At 40.4% G+C, this 24,002-nt stretch carries 24 protein-coding genes; 22 read left to right on the forward strand and 2 right to left on the reverse strand.

Going from position 1 to position 24,002, the window contains the following annotated elements:
- Window positions 1–65: 65 nt before the first annotated feature.
- Window positions 66–1,160, forward strand: a complete 1,095-nt coding sequence (locus ZA05_RS12715) for a hypothetical protein (RefSeq protein WP_053992064.1) — start codon at window positions 66–68, stop codon at window positions 1,158–1,160.
- A 98-nt stretch (window positions 1,161–1,258) separates the two neighbouring features.
- Window positions 1,259–3,220, forward strand: coding sequence for a DNA primase (gene dnaG, locus ZA05_RS12720; protein WP_053992112.1), 1,962 nt, complete (start codon window positions 1,259–1,261; stop codon window positions 3,218–3,220).
- On the opposite strand, the gene ZA05_RS12725 is transcribed toward dnaG, so the two are convergent.
- Window positions 3,217–3,852 carry a response regulator transcription factor gene (locus tag ZA05_RS12725; RefSeq protein WP_053992065.1) on the reverse strand — a complete coding sequence of 212 codons (636 nt, stop codon included), beginning with the start codon at window positions 3,850–3,852 and terminating at the stop codon, window positions 3,217–3,219. The two genes, dnaG and ZA05_RS12725, sit on opposite strands and share 4 nt — an antisense overlap.
- Before the next feature lie 148 nt (window positions 3,853–4,000).
- Complete coding sequence (nadE, locus tag ZA05_RS12730) at window positions 4,001–4,789, reverse strand: NAD(+) synthase (RefSeq protein ID WP_053992066.1); 789 nt, start codon at window positions 4,787–4,789, stop codon at window positions 4,001–4,003.
- A 91-nt stretch (window positions 4,790–4,880) separates the two neighbouring features.
- Between nadE and gldB the strand changes: the two genes are divergently transcribed.
- The 20 genes from gldB to ZA05_RS12830 all read left to right on the forward strand — a co-directional run bounded on the left by gldB (window position 4,881) and on the right by ZA05_RS12830 (window position 23,968).
- Window positions 4,881–5,840, forward strand: coding sequence for a gliding motility lipoprotein GldB (gene gldB / locus ZA05_RS12735; protein WP_053992067.1), 960 nt, complete (start codon window positions 4,881–4,883; stop codon window positions 5,838–5,840).
- Window positions 5,840–6,178 (forward strand): gliding motility protein GldC, encoded by a 339-nt coding sequence (gene gldC, locus ZA05_RS12740; protein ID WP_053978442.1) that lies wholly within the window; start codon window positions 5,840–5,842, stop codon window positions 6,176–6,178. Before gldB ends, gldC begins: the two co-directional genes overlap by 1 nt.
- Window positions 6,179–6,336: 158 nt before the next feature.
- Complete coding sequence (locus ZA05_RS12745) at window positions 6,337–6,957, forward strand: DUF4230 domain-containing protein (RefSeq protein WP_053992068.1); 621 nt, start codon at window positions 6,337–6,339, stop codon at window positions 6,955–6,957.
- A 33-nt stretch (window positions 6,958–6,990) separates the two neighbouring features.
- The gene (locus ZA05_RS12750) at window positions 6,991–7,563 is read left to right on the forward strand and encodes a TetR/AcrR family transcriptional regulator (protein WP_053992069.1); all 573 of its coding nucleotides are present in this window, start codon (window positions 6,991–6,993) and stop codon (window positions 7,561–7,563) included.
- A 160-nt stretch (window positions 7,564–7,723) separates the two neighbouring features.
- Complete coding sequence (paaE, locus tag ZA05_RS12755; RefSeq protein WP_053992070.1) at window positions 7,724–8,797, forward strand: 1,2-phenylacetyl-CoA epoxidase subunit PaaE; 1,074 nt, start codon at window positions 7,724–7,726, stop codon at window positions 8,795–8,797.
- A 75-nt stretch (window positions 8,798–8,872) separates the two neighbouring features.
- Complete coding sequence (paaA, locus tag ZA05_RS12760) at window positions 8,873–9,829, forward strand: 1,2-phenylacetyl-CoA epoxidase subunit PaaA (protein ID WP_053992071.1); 957 nt, start codon at window positions 8,873–8,875, stop codon at window positions 9,827–9,829.
- Window positions 9,830–9,839: 10 nt separating this feature from the next.
- A complete protein-coding gene (gene paaB / locus ZA05_RS12765; RefSeq protein WP_053978437.1) occupies window positions 9,840–10,127 on the forward strand; it encodes a 1,2-phenylacetyl-CoA epoxidase subunit PaaB in 288 nt (95 codons plus the stop codon).
- A 121-nt stretch (window positions 10,128–10,248) separates the two neighbouring features.
- Window positions 10,249–11,001 carry a 1,2-phenylacetyl-CoA epoxidase subunit PaaC gene (gene paaC, locus ZA05_RS12770; RefSeq protein WP_053992072.1) on the forward strand — a complete coding sequence of 251 codons (753 nt, stop codon included), beginning with the start codon at window positions 10,249–10,251 and terminating at the stop codon, window positions 10,999–11,001.
- A 3-nt stretch (window positions 11,002–11,004) separates the two neighbouring features.
- Window positions 11,005–11,505 carry a 1,2-phenylacetyl-CoA epoxidase subunit PaaD gene (gene paaD, locus ZA05_RS12775; protein WP_053992073.1) on the forward strand — a complete coding sequence of 167 codons (501 nt, stop codon included), beginning with the start codon at window positions 11,005–11,007 and terminating at the stop codon, window positions 11,503–11,505.
- Between the two features lie 9 nt (window positions 11,506–11,514).
- Window positions 11,515–11,901 (forward strand): VOC family protein, encoded by a 387-nt coding sequence (locus ZA05_RS12780; RefSeq protein ID WP_053992074.1) that lies wholly within the window; start codon window positions 11,515–11,517, stop codon window positions 11,899–11,901.
- A 2-nt stretch (window positions 11,902–11,903) separates the two neighbouring features.
- Window positions 11,904–12,683 carry an enoyl-CoA hydratase-related protein gene (locus ZA05_RS12785; protein ID WP_197276094.1) on the forward strand — a complete coding sequence of 260 codons (780 nt, stop codon included), beginning with the start codon at window positions 11,904–11,906 and terminating at the stop codon, window positions 12,681–12,683.
- Window positions 12,684–13,838 (forward strand): 3-hydroxyacyl-CoA dehydrogenase NAD-binding domain-containing protein, encoded by a 1,155-nt coding sequence (locus ZA05_RS12790; RefSeq protein ID WP_053992076.1) that lies wholly within the window; start codon window positions 12,684–12,686, stop codon window positions 13,836–13,838.
- A complete protein-coding gene (locus tag ZA05_RS12795) occupies window positions 13,838–14,242 on the forward strand; it encodes a PaaI family thioesterase (RefSeq protein ID WP_053992077.1) in 405 nt (134 codons plus the stop codon). The genes ZA05_RS12790 and ZA05_RS12795 overlap by 1 nt, the downstream gene beginning before the upstream one ends.
- Before the next feature lie 155 nt (window positions 14,243–14,397).
- Window positions 14,398–15,603, forward strand: a complete 1,206-nt coding sequence (gene pcaF, locus ZA05_RS12800) for a 3-oxoadipyl-CoA thiolase (protein WP_053992078.1) — start codon at window positions 14,398–14,400, stop codon at window positions 15,601–15,603.
- A gap of 1 nt (window position 15,604) precedes the next feature.
- Window positions 15,605–18,106 carry a phenylacetic acid degradation bifunctional protein PaaZ gene (gene paaZ, locus ZA05_RS12805; RefSeq protein WP_053992079.1) on the forward strand — a complete coding sequence of 834 codons (2,502 nt, stop codon included), beginning with the start codon at window positions 15,605–15,607 and terminating at the stop codon, window positions 18,104–18,106.
- A gap of 19 nt (window positions 18,107–18,125) precedes the next feature.
- Window positions 18,126–18,881: an enoyl-CoA hydratase/isomerase family protein gene (locus tag ZA05_RS12810; protein ID WP_053992080.1), complete on the forward strand. Its 756-nt coding sequence runs from the start codon at window positions 18,126–18,128 to the stop codon at window positions 18,879–18,881.
- 3 nt (window positions 18,882–18,884) lie between these two features.
- Entirely contained in the window at window positions 18,885–19,481 is a 597-nt protein-coding gene (locus ZA05_RS12815; protein ID WP_053992081.1) for a transferase hexapeptide repeat family protein, read from the forward strand.
- A gap of 63 nt (window positions 19,482–19,544) precedes the next feature.
- Entirely contained in the window at window positions 19,545–20,828 is a 1,284-nt protein-coding gene (locus tag ZA05_RS12820; protein WP_231632496.1) for a dihydrolipoamide acetyltransferase family protein, read from the forward strand.
- Window positions 20,829–20,831: 3 nt separating this feature from the next.
- Window positions 20,832–21,899, forward strand: coding sequence for a branched-chain amino acid aminotransferase (locus tag ZA05_RS12825; protein WP_053992083.1), 1,068 nt, complete (start codon window positions 20,832–20,834; stop codon window positions 21,897–21,899).
- Complete coding sequence (locus tag ZA05_RS12830) at window positions 21,899–23,968, forward strand: thiamine pyrophosphate-dependent enzyme (RefSeq protein ID WP_053992084.1); 2,070 nt, start codon at window positions 21,899–21,901, stop codon at window positions 23,966–23,968. The genes ZA05_RS12825 and ZA05_RS12830 overlap by 1 nt, the downstream gene beginning before the upstream one ends.
- Window positions 23,969–24,002 lie beyond the last annotated feature (34 nt).

Consider the following 24,002-nt stretch of genomic DNA (forward strand, 5'->3'; position numbering starts at 1 on the left):
AAATATGCCTAGGCCAAGCATATGGAGATTACATAAATTAAACATCAATTAAAAAACAAACAGTTATGAATACCATTACAAAACATGTAGTGCTGCTAATCCTATGTCTAAGTTTAGGCAACGTTTATGCACAGGATTCAATTCCTAAGCAAATTAATAGTGATAAGATAGAAGCTTTAAAGAAGGAAAAAGTAGAAATTCAAAACCAAGAAAAAGGACTTTTGAAAGCCGAAGTCGAACGAATTAATCAGCGTCTCGATAAGGGCGAAATTACACAGGAAGAAGCAAATCAACTCAAGAAGAAAGCAGCGCAAAAGCATGCTTTAAATATTGAAAATCGATTAGCAATCATTGACAATAAAATTGCTCTTTTAGAGCGAAATGAGGAGTGGTTTTATTTGGGAGAAGATGGTTCTAGCTTTGTATTTGAAATAGGTAAATTGGAAGAGGCAGATGAATATGATCGTGGTGTGATTTATATTGGAGAAAGGGCAGATTACAAATTAAAGCCTACTATTTATGATAAACGCACAACTAGTTATTTGGTGTTTGCTACAGGGCTTAACAATGCGGTTATTGAAGGTGAAAACTTTTGGGATTCCCCTTATCATTTTGGATACTCTCGATTTGTCGAATTGGGGTACGCTTGGAAAACTAGAGTTTTTAAAAACTCTAATGCGCTAAGGCTTAAATACGGGTTTTCATTTCAGTGGAACAAATTGAATATTAGACACAATATGTACTTCACTGAAACTAATGATGTAGTGGAGTTAACTGAGTTTCCTGAAGATGTTAGAAAATCAAAATTTAGAGTGACCAATTTGGTGTTTCCTGTTCATTTTGAATTTGGGCCATCCAAAAAAATTGAAAGGGATACTTATTTTAGATATTCTACTTATAAAAAGTTCAAAATTGGAATTGGAGGCTATGCAGGTTTTAATTTAGAATCCAAACAAAAAGTGAAATACAGAGTTGATGGAGATCGAGAGAAGGATAAATATAAAGGTTACAACGTAAACGAGTTAGTGTATGGCTTGAGCGGTTATCTTTCTTTTGGGAGTGTTGGGTTATATGCAAAGTATGATTTGTCGCCAATTTTTAAAGACCAACCAATGGATCAAAACAATATTTCCTTGGGGATTAGGTTCGATTTGGATTAAAGAAATTAAACATACCTGAAAGCTTCGGTGATGCTTTGGCCGGAGCTTTTTTTGTATACAATAATGTCCTAAATTTACCTTTTCAAAAATGTATTGATTTGATTTCAAAAGCCTCTATAGAACAAGTCTTTGAAACCGCTCGCGTAGAGGAGGTTATTGGAGATTTTGTGCAATTAAAAAAATCTGGAACCAATTATAAAGGGTTGAGTCCGTTCAGTGATGAGCGCTCGCCTAGTTTTATGGTCTCTCCCGTAAAGCAAATTTGGAAGGATTTTTCTAGTGGAAAAGGAGGGAATGCCGTGACTTTTTTAATGGAGCACGAGCATTTTACCTATCCTGAAGCCATTAAATATTTGGCGAAAAAATACAATATTGAAATTGAAGAAACCGAGCAAACCAATGAGCAGAAACAGGAAGCCAATGAGCGCGAGAGCTTGTATTTGGTCAACGAGTTTGCAAAAGATTATTTTCAGAAAATTCTTTTTAAAAGCGATAAAGGTCAGGCCATTGGTTTAAGTTATTTTAAAGAGCGTGGCTTTACCAATGAGACCATCAAAACTTTTCAATTGGGGTACTCCCCTGATGAGTGGCAAGCCTTTACCGATGAGGCTTTGAAAAAAGGGTATCAGATCGATTATTTGGAGAAAACAGGGTTAACCATTGTTAAGGAGGACAAGCGTTTCGATCGTTTTAAAGGCCGGGTAATGTTCCCAATCCAAAGTATGAGTGGCCGTGTTCTTGGTTTTGGTGGAAGGATTTTAGTGACCGATAAAAAGGCTGCCAAATACTTAAATTCCCCGGAGAGTGAGGTTTATCATAAAAGCAAGGTTCTCTATGGTATTTACCACGCCAAGCAAAGCATTGCCAAGGAAGATAATTGCTATTTGGTAGAAGGGTATACCGATGTGATTCAATTTCACCAAAGAGGCATTAAAAATGTGGTGGCTTCGTCGGGAACCGCTTTAACTTCTGAGCAGATTAGACTGATCAATCGCCTCTCCAAAAATATTACGGTGCTATTTGATGGTGATGCGGCAGGAATGAGAGCCTCTTTGCGGGGGATTGACTTAATCCTTGAGCAGGGCATGAATGTTAGGGTGTGTAGCTTCCCTGAGGGAGAAGATCCAGATAGTTTTGCGCGACAAAATACACTTGAAGAACTTAAGGAGTATTTAGATGCCAATGCCAAGGACTTTATCCAGTTTAAGGCTTCTGTTTTGGTGGAAGACGCCAATAATGATCCTATTAAAAAAGCGGAAACTATTAGGGATATTGTCAACAGTATTGCCAAAATCCCAGATAATATAAAGAGGGAAGTGTATATTCAGGAGTGTTCCCGTATTATGGATATTAGTGAGGAAGTGCTTTTTACCACCTTGGCTCAAATGGGTAAAAAGGAACTTCAAGACGCAGGCAAGAATGAGCGTCCTGAGCAAAAGGCTTTTCAGGTGGTGAAAAAGGAAGAGCCTAAGCAGAAAATCGATTTGCAATATGAATTGGAGCGGAAAATCATTGAAATCTTGCTCCTATACGGAAGTGAAACCGAAGATTTTGATGATTTGGTGTTGAAAGAGGACGAAAAAACAGGAGACTTAAAACTGGAACCCGTAATCAATACTACTAAAGTTTTCGATAAAATTTTCCTTGATTTGCAGGAAGACGAAATGCAGTTTGCTAATCCTAATTTTCATAATATCTACAATTCTATTATGGAAGAGCTTCACAGTGATAAACCATTTTCCACTAGGGAATTTGTAAATAAATTGGATCAGGAAATGGCCAGTGAAGTTACTAGTATACTTATGGAAGATGAGCGCTACGCACTTCACGATTGGGAACGCAATTTGATTGTGCCTAAACAAAAGAGTGAATCGATTGCACAGTTGGTAAACCAAACCATTTTAAGTCTGCGCTGCTTTTTGATCGATAAAAAAGTGGCGGAATACAAAAACGACACCTTGCGGGAAGATGTCGATAAAATGGCTATCATAGAGGATGTCAAAGACTACCTCGGTCTAAAAATGCTGTTATCTAGAAAACTTGGAAAAGTGGTTGGTTAACCGTTGGTTAACTCCAAGTGTTTTGCTTGATGTATTAAATCTACAAGATTGGTAACGTGTAATTTTTTGAATAACCTTGCTTTATAGGTGCTCACAGTTTTTTCGTTGATATCCAATTCCTGTGCAATTTCCTTGTTCTTTTTGCCAGATGATAGCAGTTTCAACACTTCAACCTCTCTAGTTGATAAACGCTTGTACATCTTACTAGGAGACTTTTTAGTGTCGTTATAGTTAAGGTGTTTGGACATGTTATTGCTTAAGTAAATGCCGCCATTGTACACCTTTAAAATAGCTTCTTTGATAGTGTCCGTATCTTCGGTTTTGGAAAGGTAACCAGATGCACCAGCCTTTAAAACACTAATGGCATAGATTTCTTCAGGATGGTGACTAAAAAAGAGCACCTTTAAGTTTTGATGTTCTTTTTTGATGGCTCTTAAAGCGGTAATTCCATTTAATTCTGGGAGATCAATTTCTGAAACTACGACATCTACAGAGTGTCGCCTAATGAATTCAAAGATTTCGATACCGCTACCTACACTGCCAATAACCTGTATTTCAGGACTAGATTCAAATAGCAACTGTAACCCTGTTCGAACAATCGGATGGTTGTCAACGACTAATACTTTAATCATAATAGGAAAAAATTAGTAATTAAGTTAATATGCTATTAATCAGAGATGAAACTCAGATAAGATTAAGAGGTATATGGGGTAGTTCTTTTTGTAAATGTAATGAAAAAAATAACAGGTTTAAAGATTTGTGTTCGAAAATTAATAAGAATTATCTTAAATTATCCGGAATAGTGCAGACAGGTATAGGGTTCATCTTGTGTTGGTTAGCTTTGTTGAAGCGCATAAAGATTTCGAAAACCTCCTTTTCTCGGCCTTCAAAATCATGAGCTGTTTTTCCCTCGTCTTTCATCGTCATAGCCCATTCCAATTCAGGGTAAGAGGCGCCTATTTGGTCTTCGTCTGTTCTGTCATCTCCCCACAAGCCATCAGTTGGAGCTGCTTCAATGATTTCTTGGTTAATGCCCAGGTATTTGGCAAGCTCATAAACTTCGGTTTTCAATAAATCAGCAATTGGACTTAAATCAACACCTCCATCACCGTATTTGGTATAAAAGCCAACTCCGAAGTCTTCTACTTTGTTCCCAGTTCCGGCAACGAGCAATTTATCCAGTGCTGCAAAATAGTACAGGGAAGTCATTCTTAACCTTGCTCTGGTATTGGCCAAAGACATAAAACGCTCTTCTTCATTGTCTACAGAAGGAAGGGCAGCCACCAAACTGTCGAAAACTGGTGTAAGGTTGACTTGGGTCATGCTCACCTTTTCAAATTTGGATTGCATCCATTTTATATGGTTTAAGGCGCGACTTACCTGCGAAGGAGCCTGATGTATGGGCATTTCCAAGCAAAGCAGTTCCAATCCAGTCATGGCACATAGAGTAGAAGTTACGGCAGAGTCAATGCCTCCGGAAACCCCTATAACAAAACCTTTTACTTTAGCATTGGTAGCGTAATCTTTTAGCCAATTTACGATGTGGTCAACAATTTTTTCTGTTTGCATTTTAATTACGATTTAAATCTAAGAATAGTACCTTTGCAAACAAAAATAAACTAAACGGGCTAGGAATAAAAATAAACATAGTTTAAGTTTTATGAAGCAACTAATTTTACTTTTTGCAGTTCTTATTGCGGTGTCATCATGCGATAAAACCTCAAAAAAAGAGCAGGAAATTTCAAAGATCGACATTCCTTTTAAGGTGGAGCGGTTTGATGCCGAATTTGCAAAAGCGACTCCAGAAGACTTGCCAAAACTAAAAGCTAACTATCCTTTCTTGTTTTCAAAAAGAATTAGTGATTCTGTTTGGATCAATCGTATGCAGGACACTTTGCAGCAACAGTTGTTTGAAGAAGTAGATAAGGTGTATCACGATTTTGGTGATGTGGAATTGGATATCGAAAAATTGTTTCAGCATTTAAAATACTACGATAAAACCTTTACTGCCCCAAGAGTGATTACCTTGACTTCGGATGTAGATTACCGCAACAAAACCATTGTAACCGACACCATTGCATTAATTGCTTTGGATACTTATTTGGGAGCAGACCATGAGTTCTATTCTGGAATTCAAAAATACATTGTCCAGAATATGACCAAATCCCAAATTGTACCTGATTTGGCCAACAGTTATGCTGAAAAATACAGCTTCCAATCGCAGCGTAAAACCTTGTTGGATGAAATGGTGTACTATGGGAAGTTGCTGTATTTTAAGGATAAGATGATTCCGTTTAAAACGGATGCTGAAAAAATTGGGTATTTGCCGGAACAATTGGCTTGGGCTCAAGACAACGAAAGCTATATCTGGAGGTATTTTATAGACAAAGAAATGCTGTACAGCACCGATACAGGTATGGCAGGTAGGTTTATTGCGCCTGCACCGTTTTCAAAATTTTATTTGGAATTGGATAGGGAATCCCCTGGACGATTGGGACAATTTATCGGATGGCAAATTGTGCGTTCCTATATGGAGCACAACGACGTAGATTTTATGGAGATGCTTCAAATGGAAGCGTCCGAAATTTTTAATAATTCAAAATATAAACCACGTAAATAATGGCAGAGAATATAAAATCAACAATTACATTAAATGTAGAATTGGACGAAAACCGCATTCCTGAAAACTTAAGTTGGACGGCGCAGGATGGCGGTATTGAAAATGAGGAGGCAAAGGCTATGTTATTGTCGGTTTGGGACAGTAAGGCACAGGAAACTTTGCGTATCGATTTATGGACCAAAGACATGCCGGTTGATGAAATGAAATTATTTTTCCATCAAACCTTAGTGGCTATGAGCGACACTTTTCACCGTGCTACCCAAGATGAAAAGATGACGGCAACAATGAAGGATTTCTGCGATTATTTTGCAGAGAAGTTGGAGCTGAAAAAGAAATAATCGGCTGATTTTTAGCTTAATAATTAGGTAACTTTTTAGTAACACATCTGGGCTGGGTTATTTTTATTTTTACAAGGCTATTAATCAATTATTTAAAAACATTAGTTAGGCTTTCACAGGAGAAGGCAACTAATGTTTTTTTTGTTTAAATTAGCCTTATGCGAAAAATCCTCTTAGGAATTTTAATAACCCTTGTGGCACTTTTTGTCTTCAAATATTGTGCTGATCAAAAGAAAGACGAAGCAGTGCTTTTGGAGAGTTCTGCATTGATTCAGGAGCAGATTCGGAACGTTGGAAAATTGGTTGTAACCGAGGGACATTTTAGCGAAGTGTTCAACTATAAAAATTCCAAAGAGCTCTTCGGTTCTTACTTTACTTCAGATAAAAAAGCTTTGGTAGTGGTGAATGCAGAGGTGACCATTTCATACGATTTAAGTAAGATTGAATACGAAGTGGATGAAACCAACAAAATCCTGAGAATAAAAAGCATCCCCAAAGAAGAAATTAAGATAAGTCCAGATTTGGAATACTACGATGTACAATCAGATTTCTTTAACCCATTCGAAGCCAAAGACTACAACATCATCAATCAAAAAGTAAAAGCTTCCTTGGCAAAAAAGTTGGAAGATTCTCAAATGAAGGCCAATGCCAAAGATCGTTTGATTAGTGAACTGTCTAAATTTTATATCCTCACTAATTCATTGGGTTGGACTCTGGAATACAACGAAACGCCTATTTATGTGCTGGACGAGTTGCAACAAATAAATCTTCAAAATTAACAGCCTTCCCTAGGCAATTTAAACTTCTAAAAATTGAGTACTCCTGTAAATACCCGTAAAGACGAAATTATAAAAACCGCGGCCAAACTTTTTAAGGAAAAGGGCTATAGTGCTGTAACCATGCGGGATTTGGCGGGAACTATGGGGATCAAGGCAGCAAGCTTGTACAACCATATTAGTTCCAAGCAGGAAATCCTTAAGGATATTATTATTTCCTTGGCGGAAACTTTTACGGAAGGGATGAGAGAGATCAAGTCTGCCGAAATTTCCAGTATCGAAAAACTTCGGAAAATTGTCAAATTGCATGTGGATATTACGTCAAACAATACCTCCGGGATGGCATCCTTGAATAATGATTGGATGCATTTGGAGGAAAAGTTGGAGTATTATTTAACCTTGCGGACAGACTACGAAGAGGAGTTTCGGGATATTTTGATTAAGGGTATCGAGGCGGGTGAAATTGAAGACTCTAATGTGGATGTTATGTTGTTTTCTATGTTGTCCACACTACGTTCTCTTTATATCTGGATCCCGAAAAAGGAGGATTTGAACCCCGAAGAACTATCCGAAAACTTGAGCAACGTACTTATTAACGGCATTGTTTAAAGTTGAATTTTATGCACTTGGCTGCAATTTTTTGGCAGCTAAATTTCGATATCTACAATTATAAAGCGTTAAGCTTTGGAAATTAACATTTGTATCTCGAAATATTTTGTAAATTTGCTATCAAACTAACAAGTGTTAGTTAAAATGCATCGAACAAAATATGGCAGAGTTTTATCGAATAAAAGTTTCAGATATATACAAGGAAACCAAAGATACTGTAGTGGTCTCTTTTGAGATTCCTGAAGATTTAAAAAAGGTATTCAAGTTTAAGCAAGGGCAACATTTAACCTTACGAAAAGAAATAAATGGGCAGGACGTGCGAAGAAATTATTCGCTTTGTTCTAGTCCGTTGGACAATGAGTGGAAAGTGGCTATCAAGACCATTAGAGGAGGGCTGTTTTCCAACTATGCTTTTAACGAATTAAAGGCGGGCGATGAGTTAGAGGTAATGCCACCACACGGGGAGTTCTTCGTGGAATGCGAGCCCGAAAGTTCCAAAAATTATATCGCCTTTGCTGCCGGTAGTGGAATTACCCCAATGCTGTCCATTATCAAGACCCATTTGCACAAAGAACCACAGAGTACATTCAAGTTGTTTTATTTGAATCGCACCGTGAAATCCATTATCTTTAAGGAAGAAATAGAGCAGCTTAAAAATGAGTTCTTTGGACGCTTTCAAGTGTTCTACTTTTTAACCAAAGAGCAACGCGATATTCCATTTTTAAATGGACGTTTTGACCACGAAAAACTTGAGATTTTAACCAAGACCTTTATTGATATTCCAGATACGGCACATGCCTTTATCTGTGGGCCCCAAGACATGATCTTTTTGATTCGTGATGAACTTCAGGCAGCGGGATTGCCTAAAGAGAACATTCATTATGAATTGTTTTTCTCTGGAAGTTCTGAAGAAGAAAATAAGCACATCGCAGAAGTTTTGGAAGAGAAAGTAGATGGTACCGAAGTGACCATTATCGATGGAGGAAAAGAATTCCATTTCATCATGGATGATGATTTCGACAACATTTTGGATGGTGCTTTAGCCGCAGGAGCCGATTTACCTTTCGCTTGTAAAGGTGGGGTTTGCTCTACTTGTAAATGTCAGGTGAAGGAAGGTTCGGTTAAAATGAAAATCAACTACGCTTTGGAAGAAAAAGAGGTAGCGCAAAACTATGTTTTAAGTTGTCAAGCGGTACCAACGACAGATAAAGTAGTGGTTGACTTTGATGTGTAAGAATTCCGAAGAAGTGAATTCTTAAAAGTATTGAAACAATTAATTTAAACATACCTGTTTGGGCAGGCATAAATTATGAGTGAAGAACAAATTAAAAATTTAGAAGAACAATTTGAGGCACGTATTGCACGTGACGAGAAAATAGAACCTAAAGATTGGATGCCGGAGAAATACCGCCAGACCCATATTAGGCAAATATCACAACACGCTCATTCAGAGATTGTGGGGATGTTGCCAGAAGGGAACTGGATTACCAGAGCCCCTTCGTTAAGAAGAAAAGTGGCTTTATTGGCCAAGGTTCAGGATGAGGCTGGGCATGGTTTGTATTTGTATTCGGCATGTGAAACTTTAGGGATTTCTCGTGACGAATTGTATGAACAACTACATTCTGGTAAAGCTAAATATTCCTCGATATTCAATTATCCAACCGTGACTTGGGCCGATATGGGAGCCATAGGTTGGTTGGTAGATGGCGCTGCCATTATTAATCAAGTGCCCTTGTGCAATACCTCATTTGGACCTTATGCCCGAGCTATGGTGAGAGTGTGTAAGGAAGAAAGTTTCCACCAGCGTCAAGGATATGAAATCATGTTGAAACTTTGTCAAGGAGCTCCGGAACAAAAAGAAATGGCTCAGGATGCTTTAAACCGTTGGTGGTGGCCTAGTTTGATGATGTTTGGTCCTACCGATGCAGAGTCAACCCATACCGAACAATCTATGAAATGGAAGTTGAAACGTAAAACCAATGACGAATTGCGTCAGCAGTTTATTGATCAAACGGTACCTCAGGCAGAAATTCTAGGTTTAACTATTCCAGATCCAGATTTAAAGTGGAATGAAGAACGCGGAAGCTATGACTTTGGTGAAATCAATTGGGATGAGTTTTGGCAAGTGGTAAAAGGCCACGGACCAATGAACAAAGCACGTATGAAAGCTCGTGTGGGAGCATGGGAGCGTGGCGAATGGGTGCGTGATGCAGCCATGGCGCATGCCGAAAAGCAACAAGAAAGAAAAGAAAAACAAGCAGTTTAAAAATAATATTATGTCAACAAAAAACTGGCCTCTTTGGGAAGTCTTTGTAAGAAGTAAAAACGGATTGGAACACAGACATTTTGGTAGCTTACATGCGGCCGATGCCGAAATGGCATTGGAAAATGCACGTGATGTCTACACAAGAAGAAATGAAGGTGTGAGCATTTGGGTGGTAGAATCAAAGTATATCACTGCTTCAAACCCAGAACATAATGGTGAAATGTTTGAGCCGGCGCAGGATAAGGTGTATCGTCATCCTACCTTTTATGACTTGCCGGACGAAGTAAAACATATGTAGTGGTTTCCTGAAAACGGGAAATTCGTAAGTAAAACAAATGTCACTTCGAGTAATTTGTACGATAGTAACAAATTGTGTCGAGAAGTAATTAAACAGATTCCCACTTTTGTGGGAAAGAGATATGAAAGACAATTTATATAGATATATACTAGGCATTGCCGATAATTCTTTGATTTTAGGTCAAAGGTTGGGAGAACTGTGCGGACACGGGCCAAATTTGGAAACCGATATTGCCTGTACCAATATGTCCTTGGATTTGTTGGGGCAAGTGCGCAGTTATTATCAATATGCCGCAAAAATAAAAGGAGAAGGCGCTTCCGAAGATAGTATCGCATTCCTTCGAAAGGAACGTGAATATTATAATGTACTCTTGGTGGAGCAGCCTAATACAGATTTTGGATACACTATGGCGCGTCAATTTTTGTTTGATGTGTATCATTTGTTGTTTCTAACCGAATTACAAAAAAGTAGCGATTTAACCCTGTCGGCCATTGCGACAAAATCCATCAAGGAAGTGAGCTATCATCAACGGTTTTCTTCCGATTGGATCAAACGTTTGGGGGATGGAACCGAAGAGAGCAATACACGCATTCAAACCGCTATCAATGATCTTTGGACTTATACCGATGAGTTGTTTCATCTAACGGATGCAGATAAGACGATGGTTGAAGAAGGCATTGGAGTGGATGTGACGACACTTAAGGAAGCTTATTACAAGACGGTTTCTGAAGTGTTGGAAGAAGCAACAATAGAAATACCAGAATCAAAGTATTTCCAAAAAGGAGGAAAACAAGGAATTCACACAGAACATATGGGCTATTTGTTGGCCGATATGCAATACATGCAACGCGCCTACCCAAATATGGAGTGGTAATCAATGACAACGACAGCACAACATATAGATGAAATTCTTATCCCAATTCTGGAACAGGTGTCAGATCCTGAAATTCCAGTGTTGTCCATTATGGATATGGGAGTTGTACGTTCTGCCATTATTGAAAATAACCTCGTCAAGGTTAAAATTACCCCTACCTATAGTGGTTGTCCTGCCATGGATGTCATTGGAGACGATATCAAAGCCGCATTAAAAAAGGCTGGTTATGAATCGGAAATAGAATTGATTCTGGCCCCAGCTTGGACTACCGATTGGATCACACCCAGAGGAAGAAAGGAGCTGGAAGCGTATGGCATTGCAGCCCCTTTGGAAGCCGAAGCCGATAAAGATGTGCTTCTTCATGGCAAGCGAATTGTGAAGTGTCCTCAATGTGGTTCAACCAATACCCGGTTGGTAAGCCAATTTGGTTCTACGGCCTGTAAGGCCCAGTTTCAATGTGATGATTGCCATGAACCTTTCGATTATTTTAAATGCTTGAAATAATAAAACACAATGGAAAATAAACAATCACCAATGTTGGGTCTTCGTACGGTTGTATACATGGTGGAAGACCTTGAAAAAGCCAAGGCATGGTATGCCAAAGTCTTCAATGCGCAACCATATTACGATACCCCTTATTATGTGGGATTTAATATTGGCGGCTACGAATTGGGCCTGCATCCCAAAGAAAAGGTACAAGGCACCGATAATGGTACTGTGCAAACCTATTGGGGTGTGGAGGATATCCAAAAGGTGTATGATTCCTTAATTGAAATGGGAGCCACCAAGCATGAAGCACCCAATAATGTTGGAGGTGACATAGCCGCAGCTAGCGTGTATGATCCTTGGAAAAATATCATTGGAATTATTTATAATCCAGAATTTAAACTACCAAAATAGATATGAGTTCAATTGAATTGAAAATTGAAAATAATATAGCCTATATCACGCTTAACCGTCTAGAAGTATTCAATAGTTTCAATCGCGAAATGGCCTTGAAACTTCAAGAGACTCTGGATGCTTGTGAAACAAATGAAGAGGTAAGAGCCATCGTGTTGACTGGAAACGGAAAGGCATTTTGTGCGGGACAGGATTTAAAGGAAGTTACTTCACCAGAATTGAACCCTGGCTTCAAGAAAATATTGGAAGAACACTACAATCCAATCATCACCAGAATTCGACATATAGAAAAACCGATTATAGGTGCAGTAAATGGCGTTGCTGCTGGTGCAGGTGCCAATATAGCTTTGGCTTGTGATGTTGTGGTAGCCCATGAACAGGTGAGCTTTATTCAGGCTTTTAGTTTGATTGGTTTGATTCCTGATAGCGCCGGGACTTTCTTTTTACCAAGATTGATTGGCTTCCAAAAAGCGTCTGCCTTGGCGATGTTGGGAGATAAAGTGTCTGCTGAAGAAGCCGAGCGCTTGGGGATGATCTATAAAGTATTGCCATTGGAAAGTTTTGAGGAAGAGGTCTCAAAACTGGCCTTAAAATTGGCAAACATGCCAACCAAAGCTTTGGGATTAATCAAGAAAAGTTTAAATCAATCCTTGACCAACAACTTGGAGGAACAGTTGGCTTTGGAGTCAAAATATCAAATTGAAGCCGCAGGAACCGAGGACTATGCTGAAGGGGTTTCGGCCTTCGTAGAGAAAAGAAAACCAACTTTTAAAGGAAAGTAAATGAACTTAGGAATCATAGGAAGCGGCACCATGGGGAGTGGCATTGCACAAGTGGCAGCCACCGCAGGGTGTACCGTTAAATTATATGACACCAATGAAGCAGCTTTGGAAAAAGCAAGACTGTCATTGGAGAAAATATTGACCAAATTGGTTGAAAAGGGACGCATTGAAACTCATGAAAAACTGAGGATTCAAGGTAACATTCAATATGTGGATACCCTAAAGGAATTGGCAGATTCCAACCTTACCATAGAAGCCATTGTAGAGAATTTGGACATCAAGAAAAAGGTTTTTTTAGAATTGGAAAGCTATGTGAGTGATGACTGTATCATCGCTTCAAACACCTCTTCCTTATCCATTGCTTCCATTGCGGCCTCGCTTCAAAAGCCAGAGCGTTGCATTGGAATTCACTTTTTTAACCCGGCGCCTTTAATGAAGTTGGTGGAGGTGATTCCTGCCGTGCAAACTTCCAAGGATGTTTTGGATTTGGCGGTAAAAACTATTTCCGATTGGAGTAAAACCGTGGCGGTTGCTAAAGATACCCCTGGATTTATTGTGAATCGTGTAGCACGTCCATTTTATGGGGAAGCGTTGCGAATTTATGAAGAAGGGATAGCTGATTTTGCAACGATTGATTGGAGCTTGAAAACCATTGGAGGTTTCCGTATGGGGCCTTTTGAGTTGATGGATTTCATTGGGAATGACGTGAATTATACCGTGACAGAAACGGTATTTACATCTTTCTATTTCGATCCTAGATACAAACCGTCTTTTACGCAAAAGCGTTTGAGCGAAGCAGGGTATTTAGGTAGAAAAACCGGGAAGGGATATTACGATTATTCCGAAGGAGTTGAAATGCCTACTCCAACAGAGAATAAAGAATTGGCCCAACAAATTTTTGACCGTGTCTTGGTGATGCTGATCAACGAAGCGGCAGATGCTTTGTTTTTAAACATAGCCTCTGCAGAAGATATTGACAATGCCATGACCAAAGGGGTAAATTATCCTAAAGGGCTGTTGGCATGGGCAGATGAAAAAGGAATCGCTTGGTGTGTGGCCAAGTTGGATGAGCTTTATAACGAGTATCACGAAGATCGTTACAGGTGCAGTCCGTTATTGCGTAAAATGAACAAAGAAAACAAAAGCTTTTTTTAATGCAGGGCGAACAAATACCGCACAAAATGTTACACCAAGATCCGTTTAGTACTTGGTTGGGCATAGAAATTTTGGAATGCGAAATTGGTCGTTGCAAAGTAGGGATGACCGTTAGAAAGGAAATGCTCAACAGCATGGGCAAAGCACATGGAGGCATAAGTTATTCCCTGGCGGATACAGCCTTTGGTTTTGCCGCAAATACCCATGGTAGATTTTCGGTTTCCATAGAAACCAGTATCAATCATATCGAAGCCTTAAACGAGGGCGATTATTTGGAGGCGGAATCCGTGATAGAAAAAGTAAATAACAAATTAGGCTTCAACATTGTTGAAGTAAAGCGAGGCGATGAATTGGTAGCACTGTTCAAAGGTGTGGTGTATCGCACTCAAAAAGAATGGGAATGAATTCTTGCGAAGGCAGGAATCTCTTAATTCAAAAGAAATATTGAAACCTAAACAGATTAGTATTGTTTAGGAATGCGTAAAAATATAATAGTAAATAGGATTCACACTTTCGAGAGAATTAAACCGAAAAGATACCCACTTTCGTGGGCATAAATATGAAAGAAGCATATATCATAGATGGAGTTCGTACTCCAATAGGAAGTTACAAAGGCACTTTGTCGGCTGTGAGAACGGACGATTTAGGGGCTTTGGTAATTGAAGAAATAGTTAAAAGAAATCCAAACATTCCAAAAGAAGCATATGACGATGTGATTTTGGGTTGCGCCAACCAAGCAGGGGAAGACAACCGTAATGTGGCTAGAATGTCTTTGTTGTTGGCTGGCTTGCCATATACCGTACCGGGAGAAACGGTGAACCGTTTGTGCAGTTCAGGATTGTCGGCGATTATTCATGCCAATAGAGCGATAAAAGCTGGCGATGGCGACATTTTTATTGCTGGCGGTGTTGAAAATATGACACGTGGCCCTTTGGTAGTTTCAAAGCCGTCATCAGGTTTTGGTACAGATTCCAAAATGTACGATTCCAGTTTCGGATGGCGTTTTGTAAATCCAAAAATGCACGAGATGTATGGAACAGATGGTATGGGGAATACCGCTGAAAACTTGGTGGAGTTGCACGATATTTCACGTGAGGATCAAGATAAGTTTGCCAACTGGAGCCAAATGAAGGCGACCAAAGCCCAAGAAAATGGGAGATTGGCAAAAGAAATAATGACGGTTGAAATTCCACAACGCAAAAAGGACCCGATTCTGTTTGCAAAAGATGAATTTGTAAAACCAACAACCACTATGGAAGTGTTGGGGAAATTGCGTCCGGCCTTTAAAAAGGATGGTAGTGTGACTGCAGGAAATTCCTCTGGATTGAATGATGGCGCAGCTGCGACCATTATCGCGTCTTCAGAAGCGGTTGAAAAATATAACCTTAAACCATTGGCTAGAATTGTAAGTTCGGCAGTGGTTGGCGTTGAGCCTCGCATTATGGGGATTGGCCCTGTAGAGGCTTCCAATAAAGCTTTGGCAAAGGCAGGTTTGACCATGGATGACATGGACATTATTGAACTTAATGAAGCGTTTGCTGCTCAGGCCTTGGCATGTACACGTGCTTGGGGATTGGCCGACGACGACACTAGATTGAACCCAAATGGAGGCTCTATTGCTATAGGACATCCACTGGGAGTGACAGGTGCACGTATTGCTTATTCGGCAGCATTGGAATTACAGGAACAAAATAAGCGTTACGCTTTGGTGACCATGTGTATTGGTGTAGGTCAAGGTTACGCGGCAATTATTGAAAGAGTGTAATATGAAAAAAATACAACATTACGTTCAAGGTCAATGGACCGAAGGTAAAGAAGAGGGAATTCCGGTTTTAGATGCTATTACTGGGGAAGCTTTTACCAGTGTGGCCATTGAAGGTTTGGACATTCCAGAAATATTAAACTACGGAAGAACCAAGGGAGGCGAGATTCTTAGGAAAATGACGTTTCAGGAGCGTGGGAACATGCTTAAAAAGTTGGCCTTGTATCTTACCAAACGCAAAGAGCAATTTTACGATTTAAGTTATCGCACAGGAGCAACTAGAATAGATAGTTGGATTGACATTGAAGGAGGTTTTGGAAACCTTTTTGCCAATGCGTCCTTAAGAAAATTATTTCCTAATCAACCCTATCATGTTGAGGGCGATCCAATCGATTTATCTCGTGGAGGCCGTTTTATGGCACACCATATTATGGTTCCTAAAAAAGGGGTGGCCGTGCATATCAATGCCTTTAATTTCCCAGTTTGGGGAATGTTGGAAAAGTGCGCAGTGAATTGGATGGCAGGGGTTCCTGCAGTCGTGTTGCCAGCCCCATCATCATCTTATTTGGCAGAGGCCGTAGCAAGGGAAATCATAGCCTCAGGAATTTTGCCTGAGGGAGCCTTACAAATTATTAACGGTACCGTAAAATCTATATTGGATACGGTAGAGTCTCAAGATGTGGTGACCTTTACAGGGTCTGCAGCAACGGGACGTTTGTTAAAAGCGCATCCTAGATTAATACAGGAGGCTGTGCCATTTACTATGGAAGCAGATTCTTTGAATGCTTCTATTCTTGGGGAAGATGCTGTGCCAGGGACTCCAGAATTTGATCTGTTCATAAAGGAAGTTCGAAATGAAATGACGGTGAAAGCAGGACAGAAGTGTACGGCTATCCGTCGTATCATTGTGCCTGAAGGCATTGTGGAGGATGTTCAGATTGCCTTAGGAAAAGCGCTGGATAAAGTTACCATAGGAGACCCAAGATTGAAAGAAGTGAGAATGGGATCTTTGGTGAGCAAACAACAGGTGGAAGCCGTGAAGAATTCCATTTCGGATATTGCCAAAGAAGCAGAAATGGTATATGGGAATTTAGATACTTTGGATACCATAGGAGCCGATGCCCAGAAAGGAGCGTTTATTAGCCCAGTATTATTCCGTACGGATAATCCGTTGCAAAACACGGTGGTTCATGAACGCGAGGCTTTTGGTCCGGTAAGTACCATAATGCCATATAAAACTATGGACGAAGCGGTTACTTTGGCCCAAATGGGGAAAGGATCTCTTGTGTCTTCCATAGCGACTAACGATGATAAGATTGCGAAGGAATATGTGATAAATGCAGCCTCGCATCATGGCCGAATTCTAGTATTGAATCGTGAAAGTGCCAAACAAAGCACCGGACACGGTTCTCCATTACCGTATTTGGTTCACGGTGGTCCAGGACGTGCCGGAGGTGGCGAAGAAATGGGAGGTGTACGTGGTATCAAACATTATTTGCAGCGTACTGCAATTCAGGGCTCACCAACTACTTTGACCGAAATAACAGGGATATATCAGCAAAAAGCAGCCTATAAGGAAGCAGAGCAGCATCCATTTAAATACCATTGGGAAGACATCCAACCAGGAATGTCACTTAAAACCCATAAGCGAACCTTTACAGATACCGATATTATCAATTTTGCGAATTTGACTTGGGACCATTTTTATGCCCATACAGACATCACATCGCTTGATGGAAGCATTTTTGAAAAACGCACGGCCCATGGATATTTTATCATTTCCGCAGCAGCGGGATTGTTTGTATATCCAAACAAAGGCCCTGTGGCAGCAAACTACGGTTTGGAAGAATGTCGATTCCTGCGTCCACTGTACCATAACGATACGGTATATGTACGATTGACTTGTAAGCAAAAAGTAGATCGGGATGTGGCAGGAGCCGAGCATCCTAGTGGGATTGTAAAATGGTTTGTAGAGGTATTTGATGCTAATAATGATGAAATGGTGGCTTTTGCGACCATTTTGACCATGGTTCAGAAGAAACAAGAAACTTTGGTGGAAATGACCGAAGCTAAAATTGCAGAATGCATCAACAAGCTTACCGAAGAGGATAAAGCAAAGTGGGGGAATCTAACCCCTCAATTAATGTTGGAGCATTTGGAATATACCTACAGAATTGCTTCGGGGGAAATTCAGGATTTTGATATAGCGACGCCTAAAAAGATTTTGGAAAAAGTGCACGCCACGCTATATAACTATGAAAAAATGCCAAGTGGTTATGATTTTCCATTGGCAGAAAGATCTCGAATTACCGAATTAAAACATGCCAGTTTAGAGGAAGCCAAAGAAAAATTGAAAGAAGCTCGTGAAGCCTATTTGGCCTATTTTAAAGAACATCCAGAAGCTAAAACCAAAAATGTTGTTTTTGGAGAGTTGAATAGATACGAGTGGTATTTATTGGAGAGAAAACATTTAAATCATCATTTCGAACAATTCGGATTGATATAAATTATAAAAGAAATTAAAGATGGAAAATAGTCCATACGTAAAGTTAAGCATAGAGAATCATGTTGGGTATGTGGAGTTTTTTCACCCAGAACATAATTCCTTGCCAGGAAATTTATTGGCCGATTTAGCCCAAACCATTACCGATGCAGGAAACAATGAAGATGTTAAGGTCATCGTTCTTAAAAGTGGAGGCGATAGAACTTTTTGTGCAGGAGCAAGCTTTAAGGAATTGATCAATATCAATGACGATGCCACAGGAAAGGTATTCTTTTCTGGCTTTGCCAATGTAATCAATGCCATGCGTAAATGTCCAAAGTTTGTTATTGGGCGTATTCAAGGTAAAACCGTTGGTGGTGGTGTTGGTCTGGCAGCCGCAACTGATTATTGTATGGCGACCAAATTCGCCGAAATCAAACTAAGCGAACTTAATATTGGGATTGGTCCGTTTGTGGTTGGTCCTGCCATTGAGCGTAAAATGGGCGTGAGTGCCATGTCGCAAATTGCTATGGATGCCAATAGTTTTTATTCTCCAGAATGGGCTACAGACAAAGGTCTGTTTACTCAGGTTTTTGATACGACTCAAGACATGGATGAAGCGATAAAAGCGATGGCTGAAAATTTGTGTACTTACAATCCAGAGGCCATGAAAGAAATGAAAACTATGTTCTGGCAAGGAACCGAGCATTGGGATAAATTGCTTTCAGAACGCGCAGCTATCAGCGGTCGTCTGGTGTTGGGAGAGTTTACAAAGGAAATTTTGAAACGTTTTAAGTAAACCATGATTTACAGTTTTAAAGGATATACGCCAATGGTACACGAAAGTAGTTTTGTGCACCCTTTGGCGGCCGTAACCGGAAACGTTATCATCGGAAAAAACTGCTATATAGGTCCTGGAGCTGCCATTCGTGGCGATTGGGGACAAATCATTTTGGAAGATGGAGTGAACGTTCAGGAAAACTGTACAGTACACATGTTTCCTGGGAAATCAATTACACTTAAAGAAAGTGCCCATGTTGGTCATGGAGCCGTGATTCATGGTGCTAATTTGGGAAGAAATTGCTTGATTGGGATGAACAGTGTTATCATGGACGATGCCCAAATAGGGGATGAGTGCATTGTTGGGGCTATGGCCTTTGTAAAGGCAGAAACCATCATTCCAAACCGAAGTCTTGTTGTTGGAAACCCAGCCAAAGTGGTCAAGGAAGTTTCCGATGACATGATTGCATGGAAGACCAAAGGGACGCAATTGTATCAGCAATTACCTGCAGATTGCCGTGAGAGTTTGAAGGAGGTTGCACCTTTAAGGGAGATTCCGGAAAACATGAAAGTTCAGGAGGGTGCCTATGACACGCTTCGTGATTTTATGAAAAAGTAAGTTTAATAAACTAACAAACATTAGTTCACAAGAATGTCGAAATTCGAATTGAAAATGCCCAAAATGGGCGAAAGTATAACAGAGGGAACCATTATCAATTGGTTGGTGAATGAGGGAGATAGCTTTGAGGAAGGGGATATTCTTTTAGAAGTTGCTACAGATAAGGTTGACAATGAAGTGCCGGCAACGAGTTCGGGGACTTTGGTGAAAACCATGTTCCAAGCTAAAGATGTGGTGCCCGTCGGAGAGGTGATTGCTGTTTTGGAAGTTTCGGAAACGTTGAATTCTACTGAAGATGCCAAGAATACATCTGATAAGACAAAGACCGTTACATCCAAAAAGGAAACGAATTCTCAACCTAAAAAAGTAAAGAATATAAAGCCATCAGTAATTGATACGGCTAGTTTTTCGGTAAATAATACCAATACATTTTTTTCGCCTTTGGTAGAAAAAATTGCAAAGGAACACTATATCAGTTTTGAGGAACTCTCCAGAATTCCTGCTACTGGGCATGAAGGCAGGTTGCGAAAAAGCGATGTTTTCAATTATATCCAAGAGGGCAGACCATATAAGTTTGCACAGCCTGTAGTTCAAGATCCAACAGCTTATCGCATTCCGCAGTTAAGTTTTGACAAAGGAAAAGGAAAGGTTGTTGAAATGGACCGTATGCGTCAAATGATTGCCGACCATATGGTGTATTCAAAGCATACGTCCCCACACGTGACTGCTTACATGGAGGCCGATTTGACCAATATGGTGCAATGGCGCAATGACAATAAAAAGGCTTTCGAGGAAAAGTACGGAGAGCGTTTAACCTTTACACCTTTGTTTGTGGAAGCCGTTGCCAAGGCTGTTAAGGATTTTCCAAATATCAACGCTTCGGTGGATGGTAAAAACATCATTGTTAAGGAGGATATCAATATTGGGATGGCAACTGCCTTGCCTTCAGGAAATTTAATTGTTCCTGTAGTGAAAAATGCCGATACTAAGGATTTGAAAACGCTGGCTCAAAACGTAAACGAAATGGCTGGAAAGGCCAGAGAAAATAAGCTGGGGGGTGACGATATTAAGGGAAGCACCTTTACCATTTCCAATGTTGGAACCTTTGGAAGCGTTATGGGAACGCCTATTATCAACCAACCAGAAGTGGCCATTTTAGCTTTGGGGATTATTAAAAAGCGCCCTGAAGTCATCGAAACCGAAAATGGCGATGAAATTGCTATTAGAAGCATGATGTACCTGTCCCTGTCTTTTGACCACCGTGTAGTTGATGGCTATTTGGGAGGTAGTTTTGTGCGTCGTGTAGCCGATTATTTTGAACAGTTTGATACGAATAGAAAAATATAAGTCATGTCTTATAACATACATATAACAACAGTAGAAAAGTCGAAAGTTGATACGGTAGACTTTACCAATATCCCTTTGGGAACCACCTTCACCGATCACATGTTTATTTGTGATTATGAAAATGGGGAGTGGGTCAATCCAAGGATAGAGCCTTTGGCTCCCATAGCAACCCATCCAGCAGCCATGGCCTTGCATTATGGACAGGCCATTTTTGAAGGGATGAAGGCAACAATAGGAGCCGATGGTTGCCCGAGGTTGTTCCGTGCCGAAAAAAATGCCGCCCGTTTAAATACCAGCGCCGATAGAATGGGAATGCCTCATTTTCCTGAAGATTTATTTGTTGAAGGTTTGAAGCAGTTGGTTGCTTTGGAACATAATTGGATTCCGCCAGCAGAAGGAAGCGCTTTGTATTTGCGACCTTTTATGTACGCCGATGAACCTTTTATTGGAATGCGTGCCGCAAACCATTACAAGTTCATTATCATGGCATCGCCGTCAGGTCCGTTTTTTAGCAAACGTATCAAGTTGTGGGCAGAGAAAAAGTACGTGAGAGCAGTTGAAGGAGGAACGGGAGAAGCCAAAGCCGCGGGTAATTATGCTGCGGCCATCAGGCCAACAGAACTTGCGAAGGCAAAAGGTTATGATCAAGTTCTATGGTTGGATGCTGTGGAGCATAGATATATTCAGGAGGTGGGTACCATGAACATCTTCTTTAAAATAGATGGGAAGTTTATCACACCAAAACGTGATGGAGCCATTTTGGACGGTATCACTAGAATGAGTGTTATGGATGTTTTAAAAGCCAAAGGTTTTGAAGTGGTGGAGCGTCCAATAACCATAGATGAAATTAAGGAAGCGGCAAATGCAGGAACCTTAGAGGAGGCTTTTGGAACGGGAACTGCCGTAGGAATTGCCTACATCCAAGAGATTGGAATGGGAGATGAGCTAATCCATGTTTCCGATGAAAGCCCTGTTGGTTTGGATGTGAACGATACGCTTAATGCCATCAAAACAGGAAAGATTGAAGATCCTTTCAACTGGATCATTAAAATTGAAAAGGAATTAGTTTAATGAAGAAGGACATTTTAGAAAGAGGATTTTCAAATTTATGCACGGCCAAAGCCATGGCCGAATTGTACGAAACCAATTTTAAGGTTGTTTCCAAATATGTTCATGCAACCTCAAGAGGGCATGAGGCAGTACAGACGGCTTTGGGAATGCAATTGTTACCGCAGGATTATGCCTTTCCATATTACCGAGATGATGCCATGTTGCTTTCGTTTGGATTACAGCCGTACGATTTAATGCTACAGGTGTTGGCCAAAAAGGATGATCCGTTTTCAGGAGGAAGAACTTATTATTCGCACCCTAGTTTAAAGGATTTGGATAAGCCTAAAATCCCTCACCAGTCTTCGGCAACGGGTATGCAGGCGATTCCAGCAACTGGCGTAGCCATGGGGATGCAATATTTGGAAAAGCAAGGGTTGAAAAATCCAATTCTTGGCGATATAGAACTTTCGGATGACGCGCCTATTTCGGTATGTAGTTTGGGAGATGCCTCGGTTACTGAAGGAGAGATTGCCGAAGCTTTTCAAATGGCCGCTTTAAAGCAAATGCCAATTCTGTATTTGGTACAGGACAATGGTTGGGATATTTCTGCCAATGAAGCTGAAACCCGTGCCCAGAGTGCTTTTGAATATGCCCAAGGGTTCAATGGATTAGAAGCTATTTCTATTGACGGTGCCAATTTTATTGAGAGTTACGAGGCTATTGAAAAGGTAATTGCTACCATTCGTAAGGAGCGCAGACCATTCTTGGTGCACGCCAAAGTGCCGTTGTTGAATCACCACACATCTGGGGTGAGAATGGAATGGTATCGCGATGATTTGGAAGAGGCCAAAACAAGAGATCCATACCCTGTGTTGAAACAGCAATTGTTGGATCATGGATTTTCAGCTGAAGAAATTGAGCAAATAGAAGCTGCTGCCAAAGCAAAAGTTGAAGCCGATTATGAAAGAGCTTTACAAGCCGAAGATCCGCAACCGGAAGACTTGTTTACAAACGATTTTGCGCCGACACCAATCACCGAAGAAAAAGGAGAGCGTACACCAAAAGGAGCCGAAAAGGTCGTGATGGTAGACTGTGCGTTGTTTGCGGTGGAAGAATTGATGAAACAGCACAAGGAATGTTTGTTGTACGGACAGGATGTTGGAGGAAGATTGGGAGGAGTGTTCCGTGAGGCTGCTACCTTGGCTCAAAAGTTTGGTGACGATCGTGTGTTCAATACGCCGATTCAGGAGGCTTTTATTGTAGGGTCCACGGTTGGAATGAGCGCTGTTGGTTTAAAACCTATTGTTGAGGTTCAGTTTGCCGATTATATCTGGCCAGGATTGAATCAGCTGTTTACGGAGGTAAGTAGAAGCTGTTATTTGTCCAATGGAAAATGGCCGGTAAGCATGATTTTGCGCGTGCCTATTGGTGCCTATGGTAGTGGAGGACCTTACCACTCATCTTCTGTGGAGAGTGTGGTGACCAATATCCGTGGGATTAAAATTGCCTATCCAAGTAATGGTGCCGATTTAAAAGGGTTGATGAAAGCAGCCTATCACGATCCAAATCCAGTAGTTATTTTTGAGCACAAAGGATTGTATTGGAGTAAGGTGAAAGGAACGCAAGGAGCTACTTCGGTGGAGCCTGCTGAGGATTATGTATTGCCATTCGGGCAAGCTTGGGTGCTTCAGGAAATATGGAAACAGGAAGAGGTTGAAACCTTGACTATTGTGTCCTATGGAATGGGAGTGCATTGGGCGATGAATGCATCGGAGGAATTGGGGATGCAAGACCAAATAGAAGTGATCGATTTACGTACGTTATATCCTTTGGACGAAGAGACCATCATGAAATCGGTAAAGAAGACCGGTAAGTGTTTGGTGGTTACTGAGGAGCCTTCCAATAATAGTTTTGCAAGGGCCTTGTCAGGAAAAATTCAGGAGGAATGTTTTAAATATTTGGATGGACCGGTGATGACCATTGGTAGTGAAAACATGCCAGCCATTCCATTGAATAGCACTTTAGAGCAGACCATGATTCCTTCCACAGAAAAAGTGAAAGAGAAAATTATTCAGTTATTGGAATATTAAAAATAAAAAAGCGACTCAATTGAGTCGCTTTTCT

The organism is Mangrovimonas sp. TPBH4 (genome assembly GCF_001280505.1).
Classification (GTDB): Bacteria; Bacteroidota; Bacteroidia; order Flavobacteriales; family Flavobacteriaceae; genus Mangrovimonas_A.